Origin of the sequence: Streptomyces guryensis (assembly GCF_021261325.1) — a bacterium.
GTDB lineage: Bacteria > Actinomycetota > Actinomycetes > Streptomycetales > Streptomycetaceae > Streptomyces > Streptomyces guryensis.
In genome coordinates this window covers 41,946-60,981 of record NZ_JAJSBI010000032.1, presented here as the reverse complement: position 1 = coordinate 60,981, position 19,036 = coordinate 41,946, and the positions used below count along the sequence as shown (strand labels likewise).

Below are 19,036 nucleotides of genomic sequence, written 5' to 3'. Positions count from 1 at the left end.
CGACCGGTCCCCCGTTCCGGTCGTGCCCCCGCGGTTCGTCGAACTTACGTGCCGGGTCGAGCCGTTGTGAACCGTGTCAGTGCCCGCTGCGGTGTCCGCACGGCTCACCTGTGCACAGGTGAGTCCGGATGGTCCCGGTTCGCCCGGCGGAGTTCGGGCTGTTCGAGGTCGCCGAGGGCCAGGTGGGCGAGGACGACCTCGTACAGGTCGCTGCCGGCGGCGAGCAGTTGGCGTTCGAGGACGGGTTCCGCGCTGCGCACGTGCTCCCGCACCGTCTGCGCGTGCACGCCCAGGATCTGTGCGGCGCGTTCGGCGTTGCCTCCGGCGGCGATCCAGGTACGCAGGGTGCGGCGCAGATCGCGGGCGTCGGCGTCGAGGCGGTCGAGCAGGTCGGCAGCCCAGGTGCGCAGGGCGGGCCCGGCGAGCAGTTCGCCGAGCCGGGGGTGGCCCGGCGCGGCGGGGCCGGTCTCGTGCGCTTCCGTCGACAGGCCGATCCAGGTGTTGAGGGCGAGGTGGACGACGGCACGGGCAGCGAGATCGGAGAAGTCCGCATGCAGCAGGGCCTCCACGCGCTCCATGCGGGCGCGGACGGTGTTGCGGCTGACGCCGAGCACCTTGGCGGCGTTGACGGCGGTGAACTCCAGGCCCAGCCGGGTGGTGGCGAGGAGTTCGGCGCGGGTGTGGTGCGCCAAGGTGTCGAGCGGGCGCAGTACGTGGTTCGTCCAGCCGTGCAGCCCGGCGGGGTCCATGAGGCGTTCGGGGTGGGTGCGTTCGGCGTACACGGCCTGCTTGTCGGGCCGGAAGCGGGCGACGGCGAGGGCGCTCACGGCCTGTCCGTAGGCGGTGCCGGTGCGGGCGAGGCTCTGCGGGGCGCTGCCGCCGAGGAAGGTGCCCGGCCGCCGGCCGATCAGGGAGCGCAGTTCCCCGGCGCCCGCGTCGTCGGGAGCGACGACGATGACGTGCGCGTCGACGGCGGGACAGCGCACGACCAGCACCTGCTCCTCCGTCACGCTCAGGCACTCCTGGGCCAGCTCGTCGCGGTCCTCGGCGCAGCCCTCGAGGACGTATACGCAGGCGGTGTCGGTGTCGAGCAGGCCGGGCCACAGACCCGCGGCGACGCGGCGGGCGGAGACGGTGTCCTCGACCATCAGGAGTTGCAGGATCGCCAGCCGCAGATCGGAGGTGGCGCGTTGGAGCCGGCGTCCGGCGCTGGTCGACTCGCGTGCCCTGAGCAGGAGTTCGACCACCTGGGCGGTGTGGGTCACGATCTCGGAGGTCCGGCGGTCGAACGGGGCCGGCCGGGACACCGCCAGTACGCCGACCGAGGCGGGCTGCGGCTGCTCCACCCGGACGAGCCGCAGATGGCGTCCGGTGTCGTCCCAGGCCGCGGAGGCGATCCGGCCGGAGACGATGTCCGCGACAAGGTTCTCCTCCAGCGGTGTCGGCGTTCCGGCGAGAAGCCGCCCGGTGCCGTCCTGGAGGCAGGCCGTCCCCTGCGCGGCGTCCGCGAGCCAGGCGACGACCCGGCGGATGTCCCGCGCCGTGGGCCGCAGGTGATCGAGCAGTTCCTGCGCCCACGTCGGATCGCCGTCGGCGCCCGTCACCTTCGCAGGGCGGGCCTCGTCCTTTCGGCCAGCCATGTCGGCCTTCTCCTCTTCCATCGCATCGACCTCGGCTTTTCGGTCGGGGACGTTACCTCACGTGTGCCCGGTGGTTGCCTACCCACGGGTGCGTGCGACGGAAAGCGGGCCTTTCAAGCGGTGCGGTCGGCGAAGGCGCCGCCCGCGAAGGCCAGTGAGGCGAAGCGTTCGCCGATGCGGAGGTGGGTGTCGGCGTCCGGGTGGAGCTGGTCGGGCAGGGGCAGTTCGGCGTGGTCGGACTCGCCGTAGAGCTCGCGGCCGTCGAGGTAGTTCAGGTTCGGGTCCTCGGCCGCCCGCTGGGCCACGATGCGGGCAAGCTCGTCCCGGATGACGCCGAGGGCCAGTTTCCCGTTCGCACGTTCCGCGGGATCGCCCATGGCGTGGAACTGCAGTTGACCGTCGCTCAGGGAGGTGAAGTCCAGGACGCTGGGGCCGGGCGTGTCCTCGTGCATCGGGCACAGGATGGGCGAGACGACCAGCAGAGGTGTCGTGGGGTGTCCTTCGCGCACGGTGTCGAGGAAGCCGTGGACGGCGGGGGTGAAGGCGCGCAGGCGCATCAGGTCGGTGTTGACCAGATTGATGCCGATCTTGAGGCTGATCACGTCGGCGGGGGTGTCGCGCAGGGCGCGTGCGGTGAACGGGTCGAGCAGGGCGCTGCCGCCCAGGCCCAGGTTGATCAGGTCGACGCCGCCCAGGGAGGCGGCGAATGCGGGCCAGGTCGTGGTGGGGCTCGCCGCGTCGGAGCCGTGGCTGATCGAACTCCCGTGGTGCAGCCAGACCCTGCGGCCGCTGGGCGGGGTGGGCTCCACGGGGGCGTCGGTGCGCAGGGTCCCCAGTTCGGTGGTCTCGTTGTGCGGGAGCCAGATCTCGACGTCCTTGACCCCGTCGGGCAGCTCGGTGAAGCGGAGCGTGCCCATGGTGCCGGTCCGGAGTTCGGCCGTGCCGGCGACCATGTCGATGGTCACGGTGTTGCCGCCCGTGACACTCCCCCGGCCGGCCGGGCGGCCGTCGACGAGGAGGTCGTACACACCGTCGGGACGGGGCGGGGCGCCGACGTAGCCGCGTTTGGTGGGCAGGGCGTCGAGTTCGAGGGCCGTCGCGCGCGTGCGGAAGGCCAGTCGTACGCCCGACGGCTGGGACTCGGCGCTGGCCAGCTGCGGATCGGTGCACTGGGCGCGGGCCCGGGCGGGCAGCCGGTGCGGCAGTACGCCGTGCTCGGTGCGCTCCACGTCGAGGGCGCCGCGCAGCAGTTCGGCGGTGACGGGTGTGGTGATCCAGTCGTGCTCGGTGGGCATGTCCTCAGCCTGTCGGTCAGGGGGCGGGTGTGGTGGGCCAGGTGCGCAGCAGGGCGTCGAGGGCGTCCAGGATCCGCATCCAGCTCTCCTGCGAGTCGGGGGCGCTGTGACTGAAGCCGCCCGCCGTCTCCAGACTCGAGTAGCCGTGGAAGACGCTGCCAAGCAGCCGTACGGCGTGCGTCTGGTCCGGTTCGGTCAGGTCGTAGCCGCGCAGGATCGCGCGCGTCATCCGGGCGTGCCGCACGCCCGCGCTGGCGGCCGCGGTCTCGGGGTCCAGCCGCAGCCGGGCCGCGGCCGAGCGGCCGGGGTGCTCCCTGCCGTAGTCGCGGTAGGCGTCGGCGAAGGCGATCAGGGCGTCCTTGCCGGCCCGGCCCGCGATCGCGTCGGCGGCCCGGTCGGCGAGCTCCTCCAGGGCGAACAGGGCGATCCGTGTCCTGAGGTCCTGGGAGCCCTTCACATGCGAGTACAGGCTCGCGACCTTGACGTCGAACCGGCGGGCCAGCTCGGAGACGGTCACCTGGTCGAAGCCGACCTCGTCCGCCAGTTCCGCACCTGCCCGGACCACCCGTTCCGTGGTCAGCCCCACACGCACCATGGCCGCCCTCCTCTCGCCGTAATCGATTATGCATTTGCCTAAAGCATTTAGGCAACTTAGCGTGGAGTCATGGAACCGCTGACCGAGCAAGAGATCCGCGCCGCCTTCGTGAACTGCACCAAGGGCGAGGCCAGGCGCCTGTCCGTCCCGCGTGACCTGGCCGACCGGCCCTGGGGCGACCTGGACTACCTCGGCTGGCGCGACCCCCAGGCCCCCGACCGCGGGTACCTGGTCACCGAGTGGACCGATGGCCGGCCGAGAGCCGTCGCGCTGCGCAGCTCCGCCCCCGCCGTGGGGCAGGCACGGCGCAGCATGTGCTCCATGTGCCTGACCACCCACTCCGGCGGCGTCCTGCTGATGGTCGCGCCGAAGGCGGGCAGGGCCGGTCAGCAGGGCAACTCGGTGGGCGCCTACATCTGCAGCGACCTGGCCTGCTCGCTGTACGTACGGGGCAAGCGGGACGCAGGCATCGGGGCTCGGCTGCAGGAGACGATCACGCTGGAGGAGAAGATCCGGCGCACCGTCAGGAACGTCGCCGCGTTCGTCGCCAAGGTCGGCACGGCATAAGCTCGGCGGATGGCGAAGTACTTCGACGTGCACCCCGACAACCCCCAGCCGCGCACCATCGCCCAGGTCGCCGAGAGCATCCGGTCGGACGCGCTCATCGCGTATCCCACGGACTCCTGCTACGCGCTGGGCTGCCGGCTCGGCAGCCGTGACGGCATCGACCGGATCCGGACCATCCGCCGCCTGGACGACCGGCACCACTTCACCCTCGTGTGCCAGGACTTCTCGCAGCTCGGCCAGTTCGTACGGGTCGACAACGACGTCTTCCGCGCCATCAAGGCGTCGACGCCCGGCAGTTACACCTTCATCCTGCCGGCGACGAAGGAGGTGCCCAGGATGCTGCAGCACCCGAAGAAGAAGACGGTCGGTGTGCGCATCCCCGACCACCTTGTGACCCAGGCACTGCTCACCGAGCTCGGCGAGCCGCTGCTGTCCAGCACGCTGCTGCTGCCCGACGAGGACGAGCCGATGACGCAGGGCTGGGAGATCAAGGACCGCCTCGACCATGTGCTGGACGCGGTGGTCGACTCCGGGGACTGCGGCACCGAACCGACGACGGTCATCGACTTCTCCGGCGGCGAGGCGGAGATCGTGCGGCGGGGGGCCGGGGACACTTCGCGGTTCGAGTGAGCTCCAGCGTCCGCCGAGGCCGGGGGCCCTTTCACGGGGTTGAGTGACACGTGCAACGATGACCGCGACCGGCCCGTCGGGCCCAGAGTTGGTCGGCGCCGAGCGCGCAGAGAGGCAGTCCCCCCATGACCTCCGTACAGGGAACAACCGTGGACATCCCCACCGAGGACGGCGTCGCAGACGCCTATGTGGCGCACGCCGCGGACGGCAGTGCCCGGCCCGGCGTCCTGCTCTACATGGACGCCTTCGGGATCCGCCCCCATCTGAAGTCGATGGCCGACCGGATCGCCGAGGCCGGTCACACGGTGCTGGTGCCCAACGTGTTCTACCGTCACGGGCGGACGCCGGTCGTCGAGTTGCCGGAGTTCATCGACCCGGCGGAGCGTCCGGAGATCTGGGGCAAGGTCGGTCCGCTGGTCCAGTCCGTCACGCCCGGCCCGGCCATGCGGGACGCGGCAGCGTATCTGCAGTGGCTGGCCGACTCCCCCCTGGTCATGGACGGCCCGGTCGCGCTGACCGGCTACTGCATGGGCGCACGGCTGTCCCTGCTCACCGCCGGCACCTACCCGGAGCGGGTCGCCGCCGCTGCCGGGTTCCACGGCGGCCAGCTGGCGACGGAGGGGCCGGACAGCCCGCACGCGGTGGTCGAACACATCACCGCCGAGGTGTACTTCGGCCACGCCGACAACGATCCGTCGCTGCCCCCGGAGCAGATCCAGCGCCTGGAGGACGCGCTCACCGCGGCAGGGGTGCGGCACCGCTGCGAGGTCTACCCGGGGGCGCACCACGGGTACACGCAGGCGGACACCGCCTCCTACGGCAAGGAGGCCGACGAGCGGCACTGGGACGCGCTCCTCGACCTTCTTCAGCGGACCTTCTGAGAGGTCGCCGCAGGCGCCCGCGGGTTCGTCCCGGGGGCGCCCTTCCTTTTGCCCACGTCTCACTTGTTGACATGCACGCAACCTAGTGCCAGTTTGAGAGCGCTCTCAAGAACAGGTACGGACCAACCCCTCGAGTGACCCCACACACGGAGGTGGAGCGTGCACCACAAGCTCACACGCCGGCTGACGGCCCCCACAGCCGCAGCGGCACTGATCGCCGCGGTGATCGCGATCCAGGCGCCGTCGTCCGCCAAGGCGGCGGTACCCGACACGATCCCCCTGCAGGTGACCAACAACTCCGGCCGCGGCGACGCGGTCTACGTCTACACGATCGGCACCCTGCTCTCGACGGGACAGCAGGGGTGGGCGGACGCGAACGGCACGTTCCACGCGTGGCCGGCCGGCGGCAACCCGCCGACACCCGCGCCGGACGCGTCGATCGCGGGACCCGCCGCGGGCCGGTCGAAGACGATCCGGATCCCCAAGTTCTCCGGGCGGATCTACTTCTCCTACGGGCAGAAGCTCGTGTTCAAGCTGACCACCGGCGGTCTCGTGCAGCCCGCCGTGCAGAACCCGAGCGACCCGAACCACGACATCCTGTTCAACTGGTCCGAGTACACGCTCAACGACTCCGGCCTGTGGCTCAACAGCACACAGGTGGACATGTTCTCCGCGCCCTACGCGGTGGGCGTGAAGGGGGCCGACGGGAACACTGCCACCACCGGGCACCTCAAGTCGGGCGGCTACAACGGCGTCCTGAACGATCTGCGCGGGAAGCCCGGCGGCTGGGCCGGACTGATCCAGACCCGCTCCGACGGGACGGTGCTGCGGGCGCTGGCACCGGGCCACGGACTGGAGTCCGGCGCGCTGCCGGCATCCGTGATGGACGACTACGTCAACCGCGTCTGGCAGAAGTACGCATCGTCGACACTCACCGTGACACCGTTCGGCGACCACCCGGACACCAAGTACTACGGCAAGGTCGCCGGGGGTGTCATGAACTTCACCGACGGCTCCGGCAACGTGGTGACGACCTTCCAGAAACCGGACGCGGACAGCGTCTTCGGCTGCCACAAACTGCTCGATGCGCCCAACGACCGGGTGCGCGGCCCCATTTCGCGCACCCTGTGCGCAGGTTTCAACCGCTCCACGCTGCTCGTCGACCCCAACCAGCCGGACACGTCCTCGGCCAACTTCTACCAGGACACCGTGACCAACCAGTACGCCCGCGCGATCCATGCGCAGATGGCCGACGGCAAGGCCTACGCGTTCGCCTTCGACGACGTCGGCAACCACGAGTCGCTCGTCCATGACGGCAGCCCGCAGCAGGCGGACCTGACCCTCGACCCGTCCAACTGACGACGAAGGGCCTCACCCCGCGACGGACGGGATGAGGCCCGGATTCGTGCGGGCGGGGTCAGCCGGTCGTCAGCGAGGTGTCGTCGACGACGAAGCTGGTCTGGAGCGAGGAGTCCTCGACACCGCTGAACTTGAGGGTGACGGTCGAGCCTGCCAGCGACGACAGGTCGAAGGACTTCTGTGTGTATCCGGAGGCGGCGTTGAGGTTCGAGTACGTCGCCAGGGTCGTCGAACCGGCGGTGACCGTCAGCTTGTCGTAGGCGACGCTGCTGGTGGTCTCCGACGTGTCGATGTGCAGGGAGTAGGTGAGCGTCGCCTTGCAGCCGCTCGGGATGGTCACCGACTGGGACAGCGTGTCGGTGTGGGTGGATCCGTATCCGTCCAGCCAGGCGTAGTAGGAACCGCCGTGGGCCGGTTCACCGCTGTCGTTGGTGATGACGCCGCTGGTCGCGGTCCAGGTGGTGTTGCCCGACTCGAAGCCCGGGTTGCCGAGGAGCTGGGCGGAGGTGCAGGTGCCGCCTCCGCCGGCGCTCACCGTCCAGGTGAAGGAGGCGGTGCCGGTGGCGCCCGTCGAGTCGGTCACCGTGACGGTGGTGCTGTAGGTGCCGGGCGTCGTCGGCGTTCCGGAGATCACGCCGGTGGAGCTGTCGATCGACAGGCCGGTGGGCAGTCCGGTCGCGGCGTACGCCAGCGAGCCGCTGTTGGTGCTGCTCGCCGAGACCTGCAGGCTCACCGCGGTGCCGACGGTCGCGGACTGGCTGCCCGGGTTGGTGACCGAGACGCCTGACGAGGGCGGGGTGATGTGGCTGCCCACGTTGATGCCCGCGAAGGCGTTGCCGACGCCGGCGTACTGGGTGGAGCCGGTGCCGTACAGCGCGGCGGCGGCGTTGAGGGCTGCGGTGCGGGCTCCGGCGTAGTCGGTGCTGGACGTCATGTACGTCGTCAGCGCCTTGTACCAGATCTGCAGGGCCGCGGCCCGCCCGATGCCGGCGACGGCGACGCCGTCGGAGGTCGGGCTGTCGTAGGTGACACCGTTGATGGTCTTGGTGCCGCTGCCCTCGGACAGCAGGTAGAACATGTGGTTCGCCGGGCCCGAGGAGTAGTGCACGTCGAGGTTGCCGACGCCGGAGTACCAACTGTCCGCGGAACCGCCGTCCTTGCTCGGCTTGTCCATGTACCGCAGCGGCGTGCCGTCGCCGTTGATGTCGATCTTCTCGCCGATGAGGTAGTCGCCCGGGTCGGACGCGTTGTTGGCGTAGAACTCCACACCGGTGCCGAAGATGTCGGAGGTCGCCTCGTTGAGGCCGCCGGACTCACCGGTGTAGTCGAGCCCTGCCGTGTTGGAGGTGACGCCGTGGCTCATCTCATGGCCGGCCACGTCCAGCGAGGTCAGCGCGTGGGTGCCGCCGGAGCCGTCGCCGTAGGTCATGCAGAAGCAGCTGTCGTCCCAGAAGGCGTTGACGTACGCCGTGCTGTAGTGGACGCGGGAGTACGCGGCGACGCCGTCGTTCTTGATGCCACTGCGGCCGAAGGTGTTCTTGTAGAAGTCCCAGGTCTCCTGCGCACCGTAGGCCGCGTCCGCGCCCGCGGTCTGCGTGTTGGACCCCGACCCGGTCCCCCAGACGTCGTCGGAGTCCGTCATCAGGGTGCCGGTGCCCGAGGTGCCGTTGTTGAGGCTGTACGTCTTGTGGCCGCCGCGCGTGGTGTCGTACAGCTGGTACGTCGAACCGGACAGCGTGGTGTTCAGCGTGACCGTGCCGCTGTACTGGGTGTTGCCGGTGCCCGTCCTGATGCCCTGGTAGCGGTAGAGCTCCTTGCCGGTGGTGGCGTCGGTGATGACGTGCAGCCGGCTCGGCGTGCCGTCGTCCTGCAGGCCGCCGACCACCGTCTCCCAGGCGAGCTTCGGGGTCCCGGTGCCGGCCCAGATGACCTTGCGGGCGCTGTCGGTGGTGGGCCGCCGGGCGTCGAGGGACCTGGCGGCCTTGAGTGCCTTGGTCTGCGCGGCCGCCTCGGTGAAGGCGGGGGTGGTGGAGGCGACCTTGATGGTGTGCTTGTTGTTGAAGGTCGTGCTCACCGTGCCGGTGGCCAGGGAGGCGGGCGGGGTGTGCACGACGAGGTCGCCGCCGAGGACGGGGAGACCCGCGTAGGTACGCTCATAGCGGGTGTGAAGGGTGCCGTCCTTGTCCTTGACGACATCCCTGACGACCAGTTTCTCCTTGCCGCCGAGCCCGATCGTGCGGGCGGTCGCGGTCGTCCGCTGCTTCGCGCTCTTGATGAGCGCGCCGTGCTGCGCCGGGGTCAGTTCTGCCTCCAGTCCCCCGGCGCGGAGGGGGCTGGGATGGGGGGTGGCGGCCTTCGCGTCCGCCGGGACCGACTGGATGCCGACGGCGAGGAAGGCCGCGGTGGAGACCAGGGCTCCGACCGCTGTCCGCTTGCGGGGGATGCGTCTCACTCGTTCTCCTACTGCTGCGGCCGCGTGGGGCGGCCGGTGACAGACCGGGCAGACGGGTGTGCTGACCGGGACGAGCCGAGCTGTGCGGAACCGTCACTGCGTGATGAGAACGTGGGGGGTGCGCGGCAGTTGGGGAGGAGGATGACAGGATTGACCGGGTCATGCCAAGACGAGGGCGGCCATTCGAGGGTTATCCCTCTGTACGACGGGGCGGCCTGCCCGCTGGGGATACGGGCAGACCGCCGGGTGGTGTCGCCGAAGGGTCAGCTGAGGCCGACGGAGGACAGGGCGGTGGTCCAGTCACTGGCGATGGCGCTGCGGGCGTCGTCGAGGCTGACGGTGCCGGCACAGACGGCCTTCTTGAGCTTGTTCTCCACCGAGTCCTTGCTGGCGGCGGTCTCGTCGCCGTACCGCGGCTCGGGCCACAGGTTCTCCGCGTCCTTGGGGGCTCCGCCGAGTTCGAGCGGAACGAGGTGATCCTCCTCGTAGTCCGAGGTGCTGGTGTCCGAGTAGCCGTACTCCGCTATCTGCTTGACCTTGAGGGCGTTGGTGTACGAGGTGGAGGGGCGCACGGTGGCGGTCCAGCCGGACACGCAGATGGTCGTGTCGATCGTGGACTGGGTGACGTCGGGGTTGTAGGCGCCGGGCTGGCAGGTCGGGTCCGGCAGCGGCAGGTAGGACTGCGAGCAACTGGCCGCGTGCGCGACCGAGCCGGTGCCGATGATGAGGCCGGCGACGGAGAGGGTGAGGGATGCCGTGGTGGCGGTGAGGCGGCGCATGGCGCGCATGGGGGTTCTCCCGCGATGGGCCCGGGGTTCCGGGCGGGTGTGTGCATGACAGCACCACCGGGTCTATGCGGGTAGAAATACGAAGTGAAGAATCAGTGACCTCACTGATTCCTTGCCACCTCTTGACTTTCGGCTGCCCAACGCCTGGCATGCGCTTGGGTGTTCGATAACACGGCGGAAACTCGCGCCTCGACCCTTGGTCGATCACGCTGCCCCTCGGCGGGGCAGCCCGCCCCCGGAACCACTGTCGACGAAGGGATCACCGAATGGCCGGAACTCGCCCCTGTGTGACTGAAGTTGACCGCTGAGAGTTGAGAGTTATTCAGTTACCAAAGGTAAGCCCTTGCGTTTACGCGACTCTTACCCGTAGACCTTGGCTCCACAAATCGCCTTGGCTCTGGGGGGAGTTGGCACATGCAAGGCACGATTGACGGGTTCCGCTATGGCGCGGTGACCCCGGTGGCGGCCTATTTGATGGCCTGTCTGGGAGGGGCGCTGGGACTGCGCTGCATCGTCCGGTCCCTGCTCAACGAGGCGTCCTGGAAGCCCGGCTGGCTGGCGCTCGGCGCCGCCTCGATCGGCTGCGGGATCTGGACGATGCACTTCATCGCCATGCTCGGGTTCCAGGTCGAGGAGACCGGGATCCGCTACGACACCGGGCTCACTCTGCTGAGCCTTGCCGTGTCGATCGTGGTGGTCGGCATCGGCGTGTTCATCGTCGGCTATCTGGGCGCCGGCAAGGCCGCGCTGGGCGTCGCGGGCGTGGTCACCGGTCTCGGCGTCGCCGCGATGCACTACCTGGGCATGGCTGCGGTGCAGGTCAACGGGGACTTCCAGTACGCCCCCCTCGCCGTCGCCCTGTCGGTCGCCATCGCGATCGTCGCGGCGACCACCGCCCTGTGGGCTGCCGTCACCGTCCGGGGCTTCATGACGAGTCTCGGGGCCAGTCTGGTCATGGGCGTGGCGGTCTCCGGCATGCACTACACGGCCATGGCCGCCGTCAGCGTGCATGTGCACGGCAACAACAGTGGGGCCTGGGCGGGGGATTCGCCCAGCTCCCTGCTGCTGCCCATGCTCCTGGGACCGACCGTCTTCCTGCTGCTGGCCGGTGTGGTGGTCATGTTCGACCCGCTTCTGGTGCTGGGCGACGGCGAGTGGAACAAGTCGGCGCCCTCGCGGCGGGCATCCGACACCGACCAGGCGGCAGAACCCGCTCCGCAGCACAGCATCGCCCAGTTCGGCGGCCGCAGCTCTCCTGCCCGACCCCGGCAGGACCAGTACGGGACCGCAGCGCCGCCCGCGCCGCAGTGGGCCCCGCCGCCCAGCCGCGAGTGGTGACCCGGCGCCCGGAGCCGCCGGTGGCTTCACCGCGCCGGGCGGCACCCGCGGCGGCGGTTCCAGGCGCACCGAGCCGGGGTCGGCCGGAGCGCCGCTGATCAGGCGACCGTTTCGCACGGCGTGTCCTCGGCGCCCGACTGCTGCGGCCCCGCGGCGAGTTACGGCGGGGCACCGTGCACCTCCTTGTACAACCCTGAGGTGCGCGGGCACGGACGATCCGCCGCACCGGACGCCCGCACCCACTTCCCGTCCGCCAATTGATCGTTGTTACGGTTCACCGGTGTCTGACTCTTCACGCGATACCGCCCAGGGCGCCGGCTGGGGAACCGCTGAACGCGGCGACTACAAGCAGCTGATGCCACAGCACGTCGAGAAGCTCTCCTGGCTCAATCCCAGGACGCTGTGGGCCGCCCGCAACGGCGTACTGGCCTCCTGGTTCGGCGATCCCACGGGCCGTACCCGCAGCAGGTGGGTGGCACAGCGCGAGGCGGTCGGCGCGCCCGCAGACAAGGTGATCCGGCGCGCGGAGACGGACCGGTTCTCCTTCATGGTCATCGGTGACACCGGCGAGGGCGACGATCCCCAGTACGCCGTCGTACCGGGCTTCCTGAAGATCAGTCAGGGCACGGACTTCGCCGTCGTCGCCAGTGACGTGATCTACCCGGTGGGCAGCGCGGACGACTACGCCACGAAGTTCTTCCGCCCCTACCAGGACTACCGGGCACCGATCTACGCGATACCCGGCAACCACGACTGGTACGAGGACCTCGGCGCCTTCATGCGCGTCTTCTGCGCGGACGCCCCGCCCCTCGCCCCCGAGCCGGCACCACGCCCCCTGAGCCGGGCCTGGATGCGCTCACTCCTGTGGCACCGGCCGCGCGCCGCCGACGGTCAACGCCTGGACGAAGCAAGGAAGTTGAGGTCCGGCCAGGCCCAACAGGCGGTCCAGCCGGGTCCGTACTGGGCCATCGACGCCGGACCGTTGCGGATCATCGGCATCGACACGGGCCTGCTCGGCACGATCGACGCCGAACAGGGCGCCTGGCTGCGCGAGGTGTCCAAGGGCGACCGCCCCAAGATCCTCATCACCGGATCACCCCTGTACGTCGACGGTGAGCACCACCCCTGCACCATCGAGGGCGGCAACGGCACCGTGGACGACATCGTCCGCGACCCCGAGCACCACTACGTGGCGTCGATCGGTGGCGACATCCACAACTACCAGCGCTATCCGGTCCAGGTGGACGGCCGCACCATCCAGTACGTCGTCTCGGGCGGCGGCGGGGCGTTCATGCACGCCACGCACACCATCCCCCGCGTCGACATCGCCGATGTGACCGAGAAGGACTTCCGCTGCTATCCGCTGCGCGGCGACTCCCTGGCCTTCTACAGCAGGCTCTACGGGCGGCGACTGCGGCTGGGCCGCTTCTTCACCCTCACCGAGGACGAGGCGATGGCCGTGATCGCCGAGCGGCTCGGCATCCCGCCGACCCGCACCCCGGGCGGAGCGGTGCGCGTCACCCGCCGTATCCGCATCGTGGCCGGTCTGCTGGGCGCCGGGGGCCGCCCCGACCGCACGTCACGCCTCCGCCTCCCGGTACGCAAGATCTACACGCAGTTGTTCTCGCCGAGTTCGGCGACGTACAGCCCTCCGTTCTTCAAGCAGTTCCTGCGGCTGGACGTCACCCCGGAGGCGATCCGTCTGCGCTGTTACGCGGCCACCGGCAGCCGGGCGCAGGAGATCGAACCGCCCGTCGAGGACGAGGTCACCATTCCTCTGATCTGAGATGACCCGATCTTGACCCGCGCAGGGGGAACAGTTCCCGCGACCGCCTGGTTGGCACCGCCGTAATACTTGATACATCAAACAACCATGGAGGAGTCCGTGCCGCCGACCTCACGCCCCCTGCGCAAGCTCGGTTTCCTGACCATCGGCCTGTTCGACGAGGCGGATCCGCGGCGGGGCCACGAGTCCACGCTGGAGATCATCGAGCTGGGTGAGCAGCTCGGCTTCGACAGCGCGTGGCTGCGCCACCGCCATCTCCAGTACGGCATCTCGTCCCCCGTCGCCGTCATGGCGGCGGCCTCGCAGCGCACCAGCCGTATCGAGCTCGGCACCGCGGTCATCCCGCTCGGCTGGGAGAACCCGTTGCGGCTGGCCGAGGACCTGGCGACGGTCGACATCCTGTCCGGGGGCCGCATCAACCCGGGCGTCAGCGTCGGCCCGCCGATGCACTACGACCAGGTGAAGGAGGCACTGTACCCCGACACGGCGGACACCGAGGACTTCTCCTACGAGCGGGTGCGGCGGCTGCTGGACTTCGTGCGCGGCAGGAGCGCCACGGACTTCAGCGGGGTCGAGGGATTCGAGGTGTTCTCGGACCGAGTGCAGCCGCATTCCCCCGGGCTGGGCAGTCGCCTCTGGTACGGCGGCGGGAGCCTGAGTTCGGCACGCTGGGCCGGCGAGCACGGCATGAACTTCCTCACCAGCAGTGTCGTCAAGGCGGAGAGCCGGGAGGCGGCGGACGGGGAGGCGGCCGTCGACTTCGCGGAGATCCAGCTGTCCCACATCCGCGCCTTCCGCGCCCATCACCCCGACGGCGACAGAGCCCGCGTCTCACAGGGTCTGGTCGTCATCCCCACCGACTCCGCCTCGCCCGAACAGCGCGCGAAATACGAGGAGTTCGCCGCCAAGCGCACCCCTCGCACGGCTTCGCCGCAGGGCCCGGCCCGACTGATGTTCGCGCCGGACATCGTCGGCAGCTCAGAAGACATCGCCGAACGCCTCCACGCCCATGCCGCGTTCCGCGAGGTGGACGAGGTGGCGTTCGCGCTGCCTTTCACCTTCGAGCACGAGGACTACGTACAGATCCTCACCGACATGGCCACGAAGCTCGGCCCGGCGCTCGGCTGGCGGCCCGCCGGCTGAGGGCCGGCGTCACCAGCGGCCCGGTTCGGTCCCGACAACCGGCTCCGACGGCCTGCCGTCCACGCCGACGGGCACGACTCCCGTGAGCATCACCCGGTGCATGATCCGCGGGAGAACGAGGTTCGCGTTGTCGCTGGGAGCGAGGTGGATGGTGGCCCGGTTGTCCCAGAAGGCCACGCTGCCCGGCTCCCAGCGGAACCGCACCGTGTACTCGGGCCTGGACCGCCTGCTCCAGCAGCATGTCCAGCAGCGCCCGGCTCTCCGGGCGGGAGACGTCGGTGAGGTGCTCGAGGTAGTAGCCGTTGACGAACAGCACCCGCTCCCCCGTCTCCGGGCGCCCGACACCCCGCTCCTCCAACCCTTTTCGGTGAGGAGAGGCTCGGTCTCACACCGTGAACTCGCGTATCACGGTGTTCCGGAACACCGCCGGGCCGTCGATCGTGAACAGGGCGAGGCCGGTGTCGGCCGGGTCCGGGAAGGCCTCGCTGGAGTGGACGTACCGGCCGTCGTCGACGTACATCTCCACCGACGTACGGTCGACGAGGATCCGCAGCTTCACCGTGCCCGCCGCCGCGTCGAACGGGGTGTGGCTCTCCTGCCAGTTGCCGGAGGTGTCGGGGCTGACGGTGTAGCGGCGGTTGAGGAAGGCGTAGTCGCCGTAGATGCCCGCGTCGATGTGGCGGCCGCCGTCGGCGGAGCGCCGCAACTGCAGCCCGGCGCCGGTGAGTTGGTCCCAGGTGATCTCGGTGGTCAGTTCGTAGGCGACGCCCGTGTAGTCGAGCGTTCTGCTGCCCTCGACGGTCACGTCGCCGAGGTTCACCGTGCGGGAGACGTACGCGTCCAGCCCGGAAACGGGTTGGGAGGCTAGGTAGTGGGTGCCGGAGGTGTCGGTCTTCAGCGTGATCTCGCGGACGATCGAGTCGGTGCCGTTGAAGCCGTCGCAGGCCATGGTGGGCGTGGTGCTCGCGTAGTCCCAGTTGTTCAGCCAGCCGATCGCGTACCGCGCCGCCGGGTCGAGCGTGCCGTTCGGGTCCCGCTTGTCGAAGGTGACGGCCGCGTACCAGTCCCAGCCGTGGTCGAGCCACTGCGGGTCGGCGGCGTCGGGGGTGAAGGTGGTGCCGTCGAAGGAGCCGGTCCAGTACGCGTAGGTGTTGGGCAGCCCCGAGCTCTTGCCGTTGGCGCTGGCGCCCAGCACCCATTTCCAGGTGCCGTCCTCGGCCTGGATGCGGAAGAGGTCCGGGCACTCCAGGACGCCGATGCCGCCCTTGATGAAGCCTCCGACGTACGTCCAGGACTTGAGGTCGTCCGAGTGGTAGAGCCCGACCTTGTCGTTCTCGGCGAGAGCCATCACCCACCGTCCGCGCTCCTCGTCGCGGATGACCTTGGGGTCGCGGAAGTCCCGTACACCGGGGTTGGGGAGCACGGGGGCGGTGCCGTGATTCGTGAACGTACGACCGCTGTCGGTCGAGTAGTACAGGTACTGCGCCTGGGTGTCGGCGTTGTCGTCGGGCGACATGGTGACGATGACGATCACGGCGCCCGCCCCGAAGCCCGCCGTGTTGCCGGTGTCGATCACCGCCGAGCCGGACCAGACGTCGCCGTTGGGGGTGGTGTCCTTCGGCACGGCGATCCCGCGGTCGGTGAAGGACACCAGGTCCGTGCTGGTGGCCAGGCGCCAGGCGGTGCCGGCCGTCGTACCGCCGGTCGAGTAGTCCCGGTTGTACAGGTAGTAGTAGTGGTACTCGCCGTCGATCCACACCGGCCGCTGCGGGTCGTTCATCCACTGGTCGGGGACGGTGAAGTGGTACTCGGCACGGTAACTGCCCGTGCACGCGGCGGCCGCCTCCGCCGCCTGTGCCGTCGGCCTCGAACCGGGCGGCAGCAATGCACCGGCCGCACCCGCGACCGAGGCGACGAACAATGACCTTCTCGACATTCCGAGCATGCCGGTGGTACCGGATGTGTCACGCATGGTGCGGCTCCCTCCCTGACGTCGTCGTCAGGACTGCGGCTCGTATGGCTCATAACCGGCCCGCCCAGAACCGGAGTTGTTCATTCCCGGACCGTCGGTATGGTTCGGAACTGTGGCGCCTAACTCGTTAAAGGTCAAGGCATTCAGAGGTCTTGACAGGCCCGTGACCGGCTTCACATCATCTGAGCATCAGTTTTTGCTAACACGAGTTAGGCCCACCTGTATGACCGACTCGCATCTCGCCCGCCGCACCCTGCTGCGGTACGGCGCCTACGGCGCGGGGGCCGCCGCCCTGGCCGGCACCGCCGCCAGTTGGGACCGGCTCACCGGAGCCGACATCCCCGGCCGCGACGACGGCTCCCTCGTCGTCGCCACCCTCGGCCCCGCCTACGGCCCGGAGGCCATCCGCACCCTCACCGAGGGCTTCCGCAAAGTCCACCCCGGCATCAAGCTCCGCATCAACGCGGTGCAGGCCGTCGACTGGTCGGACTTCTTCGCGAAGATCCTCACCCAGATCGCGGCGGGCACCGCGCCCGACCTCGTCTACGTGGCCACGGAGGGCGTGCAGCTGTTCGCACAGCGCCTCGGGGTCCCGCTGGACCGCTGGGTGAAGCGGGACTCGGCCGAGCTCAAGGAGTACTTCGCCGACGTCCACCCCTCGCTGGTGGAGTCGATGATGTACGAGGGGCACCTCTACCAGCTGCCCGTCGAGTTCAACGCGGCCGACATGTACCTGAACCGGCAGGTGCTGCGGCGGGCGGGCGCCGACTTCCCCGCGCCGGACTGGAATCGGGACGACTTCACCGCGTTGCTGCGGGCCATGAAGAAGTCCAGCGGCTCGCAGTTCACGCCGTACTTCTGGACCAACCGGTTGTGGGGCGGTGTGGTGCCCTGGCTGTTCGCGGGCGGCACCAATCTGCTCAGCGAGTCCAAGGCACCCGGCGGCAGCTGGCTGTGGGACTCCTTCTACCCGGCTGCGGAGCGCGAGGGCCGCGGCGGCGGCTTCCGCTGGACGACCCCGCAGGCCACCGACGGGCGCGTGGAGGAGACGTACGACTATCTCGCCTCCCTGATCCAGGAGGGCCTGTGCACCCGCCCCGAGGGCGGCAACGGACAGAACCTCGTCGGCGTGTTCTCCACCGGACGGGTCGGCGTCACACCGGCGGGCGGTTTCTGGGCGGGCGGCCTGCATCTGGCAGGTATGCAGGCGAGCGGCTTCGACGTGCAGTACTTCCCGCGCTGGCGCACCCAGCGCCACCAGTTCGGCGCGGCGGGCTACGCGCTGCTGCGCACCTCCAAGAAGCAGGACGAGGCCTGGGAGTTCATCAAGTACGCCGCCCGGCGGGACACCCTGATGCGGCTGTTCGACACCAACCAGACCACCCCGGCGCGCCGCTCGATGCTGACCGCCGCCCGGTACGCCGAGAGCGGCCCGAAGCACTGGCCGGTCTTCTACGACACCCTCGACAAGTTCCCCGACACCGGACCGATCCCCGCCCCGCCGCAGGTCGCGGAGGTGACCGAGGTGCTCCTGAAGTACACCGGCACCGCTCTTGCCTCCCCGCGTTCGGTGCGCCCCGCACTGCGCCGGATGCAGGGCGACCTGGAGAAGGCCATGGAGCGTGACGTATGACGAACACCCAGGTCCCCGCCGTACGGCCGCGGGCCGCCACGCCGGCCGCCGACGTGTCGCGGCCCTCGCCTCTGCGGACCCGCGGCACCCGGCTGCTCGCCGCCCTCTTCCTGGCGCCCACGGTCGTCGGCATCGTCGTGTTCACGGTCGTGCCGATCGTCGGCTCGGTGGTGCTGAGCCTGTTCCACTGGAACGTGATCGACTCGCCGAGCTTCGCGGGGATGGCCAACTACCGTGAGGTCTTCACCGATGCGACCGTGCGGGTCTCCTTCCTCAACACGCTCGTGTTCATGGTGTTCGCGGTCGCCGCGCAGCTGCTGATCGCCCTCGCGCTGGCCCTGACCCTGAACGGGCGGATGCCGGGGTGGCTGCGCTCGGTGTTCCGCTCGGCGTTCTTCTTCCCGCTGGTGCTGTCCGCCGCGTCGATCTCCGTGGTGATGAAGTACCTGTTCAACCAGGACTTCGGGGTGGTGAACTGGCTGATCGGGCTGGTCGGGATCTCGCCGGTGCCCTGGCTGACCTCGGAGCATGCGGCGCTCGCGACCGTGATCATCGTCTATGTGTGGCAGCAGTTCGGTTTCTCGTTCCTGCTGTTCATCGGCGGTCTGAACAACATCCCCAAGGAGGTCCACGAGGCTGCCTCCCTCGACGGTGCGACCGGCCTGCGCAAGCACCTGCATGTGACGCTGCCGTTGCTGTCGCCGACGCTGCTGGTGGCGACCGTGGTCGGTGTGATCAACGCCCTGCAGGTCTTCGAGCAGCCGTATGTGCTGACCAACGGCGGGCCCGGTGACTCCACCCGCACCGTCGTGATGGTCATCTACGAGACCGCGTTCGAGCAGCTGCGCTTCGGTGAGGCGTCCGCGGTGGGCGTGCTGCTGTTCGTGCTGATCATGGCGGTCACCGCTCTCCAGTTCCGGCTCAGCCGGCGTTTCGTCCACTACCAGTGAGCCGGGT

General features: G+C 69.6%; 15 protein-coding genes and 1 pseudogene. 9 read left to right on the top strand and 7 right to left on the bottom strand.

Features of this window, described 5'->3' with window-relative positions:
- Nucleotides 1-104 precede the first annotated feature (104 nt).
- The 3 genes from LJ657_RS40815 to LJ657_RS40805 all read right to left on the bottom strand — a co-directional run bounded on the left by LJ657_RS40815 (nt 105) and on the right by LJ657_RS40805 (nt 3,530).
- Complete coding sequence (locus tag LJ657_RS40815; RefSeq protein ID WP_232654744.1) at nt 105-1,640, bottom strand: helix-turn-helix domain-containing protein; 1,536 nt, start codon at nt 1,638-1,640, stop codon at nt 105-107.
- A gap of 113 nt (nt 1,641-1,753) precedes the next feature.
- Nucleotides 1,754-2,935 carry a GDSL-type esterase/lipase family protein gene (locus LJ657_RS40810; protein ID WP_232654743.1) on the bottom strand — a complete coding sequence of 394 codons (1,182 nt, stop codon included), beginning with the start codon at nt 2,933-2,935 and terminating at the stop codon, nt 1,754-1,756.
- 16 nt (nt 2,936-2,951) lie between these two features.
- Entirely contained in the window at nt 2,952-3,530 is a 579-nt protein-coding gene (locus LJ657_RS40805) for a TetR/AcrR family transcriptional regulator (RefSeq protein ID WP_232654742.1), read from the bottom strand.
- Between the two features lie 69 nt (nt 3,531-3,599).
- Here LJ657_RS40805 and LJ657_RS40800 point away from each other — a divergent pair, with 69 nt between their 5' ends.
- From LJ657_RS40800 to LJ657_RS40785, 4 genes are all read left to right on the top strand, one after another.
- Complete coding sequence (locus LJ657_RS40800) at nt 3,600-4,097, top strand: FBP domain-containing protein (RefSeq protein WP_232654741.1); 498 nt, start codon at nt 3,600-3,602, stop codon at nt 4,095-4,097.
- A 9-nt stretch (nt 4,098-4,106) separates the two neighbouring features.
- The gene (locus LJ657_RS40795) at nt 4,107-4,727 is read left to right on the top strand and encodes an L-threonylcarbamoyladenylate synthase (protein ID WP_232654740.1); all 621 of its coding nucleotides are present in this window, start codon (nt 4,107-4,109) and stop codon (nt 4,725-4,727) included.
- A 125-nt stretch (nt 4,728-4,852) separates the two neighbouring features.
- Complete coding sequence (locus LJ657_RS40790; protein ID WP_232654739.1) at nt 4,853-5,608, top strand: dienelactone hydrolase family protein; 756 nt, start codon at nt 4,853-4,855, stop codon at nt 5,606-5,608.
- A 159-nt stretch (nt 5,609-5,767) separates the two neighbouring features.
- Nucleotides 5,768-6,967 carry a glycoside hydrolase family 64 protein gene (locus LJ657_RS40785; protein ID WP_232654738.1) on the top strand — a complete coding sequence of 400 codons (1,200 nt, stop codon included), beginning with the start codon at nt 5,768-5,770 and terminating at the stop codon, nt 6,965-6,967.
- A 58-nt stretch (nt 6,968-7,025) separates the two neighbouring features.
- Here LJ657_RS40785 and LJ657_RS40780 read toward each other — a convergent pair whose 3' ends face one another.
- Nucleotides 7,026-9,419, bottom strand: coding sequence for a M4 family metallopeptidase (locus tag LJ657_RS40780; protein WP_232654737.1), 2,394 nt, complete (start codon nt 9,417-9,419; stop codon nt 7,026-7,028).
- 263 nt (nt 9,420-9,682) lie between these two features.
- Nucleotides 9,683-10,207 (bottom strand): hypothetical protein, encoded by a 525-nt coding sequence (locus LJ657_RS40775; protein ID WP_232654736.1) that lies wholly within the window; start codon nt 10,205-10,207, stop codon nt 9,683-9,685.
- 414 nt (nt 10,208-10,621) lie between these two features.
- Between LJ657_RS40775 and LJ657_RS40770 the strand changes: the two genes are divergently transcribed.
- The 3 genes from LJ657_RS40770 (at nt 10,622) to LJ657_RS40760 (ending at nt 14,474) form a co-directional block, all read left to right on the top strand.
- A complete protein-coding gene (locus LJ657_RS40770; protein ID WP_232654735.1) occupies nt 10,622-11,545 on the top strand; it encodes an MHYT domain-containing protein in 924 nt (307 codons plus the stop codon).
- A gap of 280 nt (nt 11,546-11,825) precedes the next feature.
- Complete coding sequence (locus LJ657_RS40765) at nt 11,826-13,331, top strand: metallophosphoesterase family protein (RefSeq protein WP_232654734.1); 1,506 nt, start codon at nt 11,826-11,828, stop codon at nt 13,329-13,331.
- A 99-nt stretch (nt 13,332-13,430) separates the two neighbouring features.
- The gene (locus tag LJ657_RS40760; RefSeq protein WP_232654787.1) at nt 13,431-14,474 is read left to right on the top strand and encodes an LLM class flavin-dependent oxidoreductase; all 1,044 of its coding nucleotides are present in this window, start codon (nt 13,431-13,433) and stop codon (nt 14,472-14,474) included.
- A gap of 9 nt (nt 14,475-14,483) precedes the next feature.
- On the opposite strand, the pseudogene LJ657_RS40755 reads toward LJ657_RS40760, so the two are convergent.
- Both LJ657_RS40755 and LJ657_RS40750 read right to left on the bottom strand, forming a co-directional pair.
- Nucleotides 14,484-14,808 (bottom strand): annotated as a pseudogene (locus LJ657_RS40755) (TauD/TfdA dioxygenase family protein); the annotation flags it as partial.
- A 51-nt stretch (nt 14,809-14,859) separates the two neighbouring features.
- On the bottom strand, nt 14,860-16,419 hold the full coding sequence (locus LJ657_RS40750) for a glycoside hydrolase family 32 protein (RefSeq protein WP_232654786.1): 1,560 nt from the start codon (nt 16,417-16,419) through the stop codon (nt 14,860-14,862).
- Between the two features lie 250 nt (nt 16,420-16,669).
- Between LJ657_RS40750 and LJ657_RS40745 the strand changes: the two genes are divergently transcribed.
- On the top strand, nt 16,670-18,079 hold the full coding sequence (locus LJ657_RS40745) for an extracellular solute-binding protein (protein ID WP_232654733.1): 1,410 nt from the start codon (nt 16,670-16,672) through the stop codon (nt 18,077-18,079).
- The gene (locus tag LJ657_RS40740) at nt 18,076-19,029 is read left to right on the top strand and encodes a carbohydrate ABC transporter permease (RefSeq protein ID WP_232654732.1); all 954 of its coding nucleotides are present in this window, start codon (nt 18,076-18,078) and stop codon (nt 19,027-19,029) included. Before LJ657_RS40745 ends, LJ657_RS40740 begins: the two co-directional genes overlap by 4 nt.
- The last annotated feature ends 7 nt before the right edge of the window (nt 19,030-19,036 follow it).

What these genes read in the sequence shown, in the direction of transcription:
- LJ657_RS40800 (WP_232654741.1), top strand. Translation starts at nt 3,600, where the DNA reads ATGGAACCGCTGACCGAGCAAGAGATCCGCGCCGCCTTCGTGAACTGC.
- LJ657_RS40745 (WP_232654733.1), top strand. Translation starts at nt 16,670, where the DNA reads ATGACCGACTCGCATCTCGCCCGCCGCACCCTGCTGCGGTACGGCGCC.
- LJ657_RS40790 (WP_232654739.1), top strand. Translation starts at nt 4,853, where the DNA reads ATGACCTCCGTACAGGGAACAACCGTGGACATCCCCACCGAGGACGGC.
- LJ657_RS40775 (WP_232654736.1), bottom strand. Translation starts at nt 10,207, where the DNA reads ATGCGCGCCATGCGCCGCCTCACCGCCACCACGGCATCCCTCACCCTC.
- LJ657_RS40750 (WP_232654786.1), bottom strand. Translation starts at nt 16,419, where the DNA reads ATGCTCGGAATGTCGAGAAGGTCATTGTTCGTCGCCTCGGTCGCGGGT.
- LJ657_RS40805 (WP_232654742.1), bottom strand. Translation starts at nt 3,530, where the DNA reads ATGGTGCGTGTGGGGCTGACCACGGAACGGGTGGTCCGGGCAGGTGCG.
- LJ657_RS40740 (WP_232654732.1), top strand. Translation starts at nt 18,076, where the DNA reads ATGACGAACACCCAGGTCCCCGCCGTACGGCCGCGGGCCGCCACGCCG.
- LJ657_RS40795 (WP_232654740.1), top strand. Translation starts at nt 4,107, where the DNA reads ATGGCGAAGTACTTCGACGTGCACCCCGACAACCCCCAGCCGCGCACC.
- LJ657_RS40815 (WP_232654744.1), bottom strand. Translation starts at nt 1,640, where the DNA reads ATGGCTGGCCGAAAGGACGAGGCCCGCCCTGCGAAGGTGACGGGCGCC.
- LJ657_RS40810 (WP_232654743.1), bottom strand. Translation starts at nt 2,935, where the DNA reads ATGCCCACCGAGCACGACTGGATCACCACACCCGTCACCGCCGAACTG.
- LJ657_RS40770 (WP_232654735.1), top strand. Translation starts at nt 10,622, where the DNA reads ATGCAAGGCACGATTGACGGGTTCCGCTATGGCGCGGTGACCCCGGTG.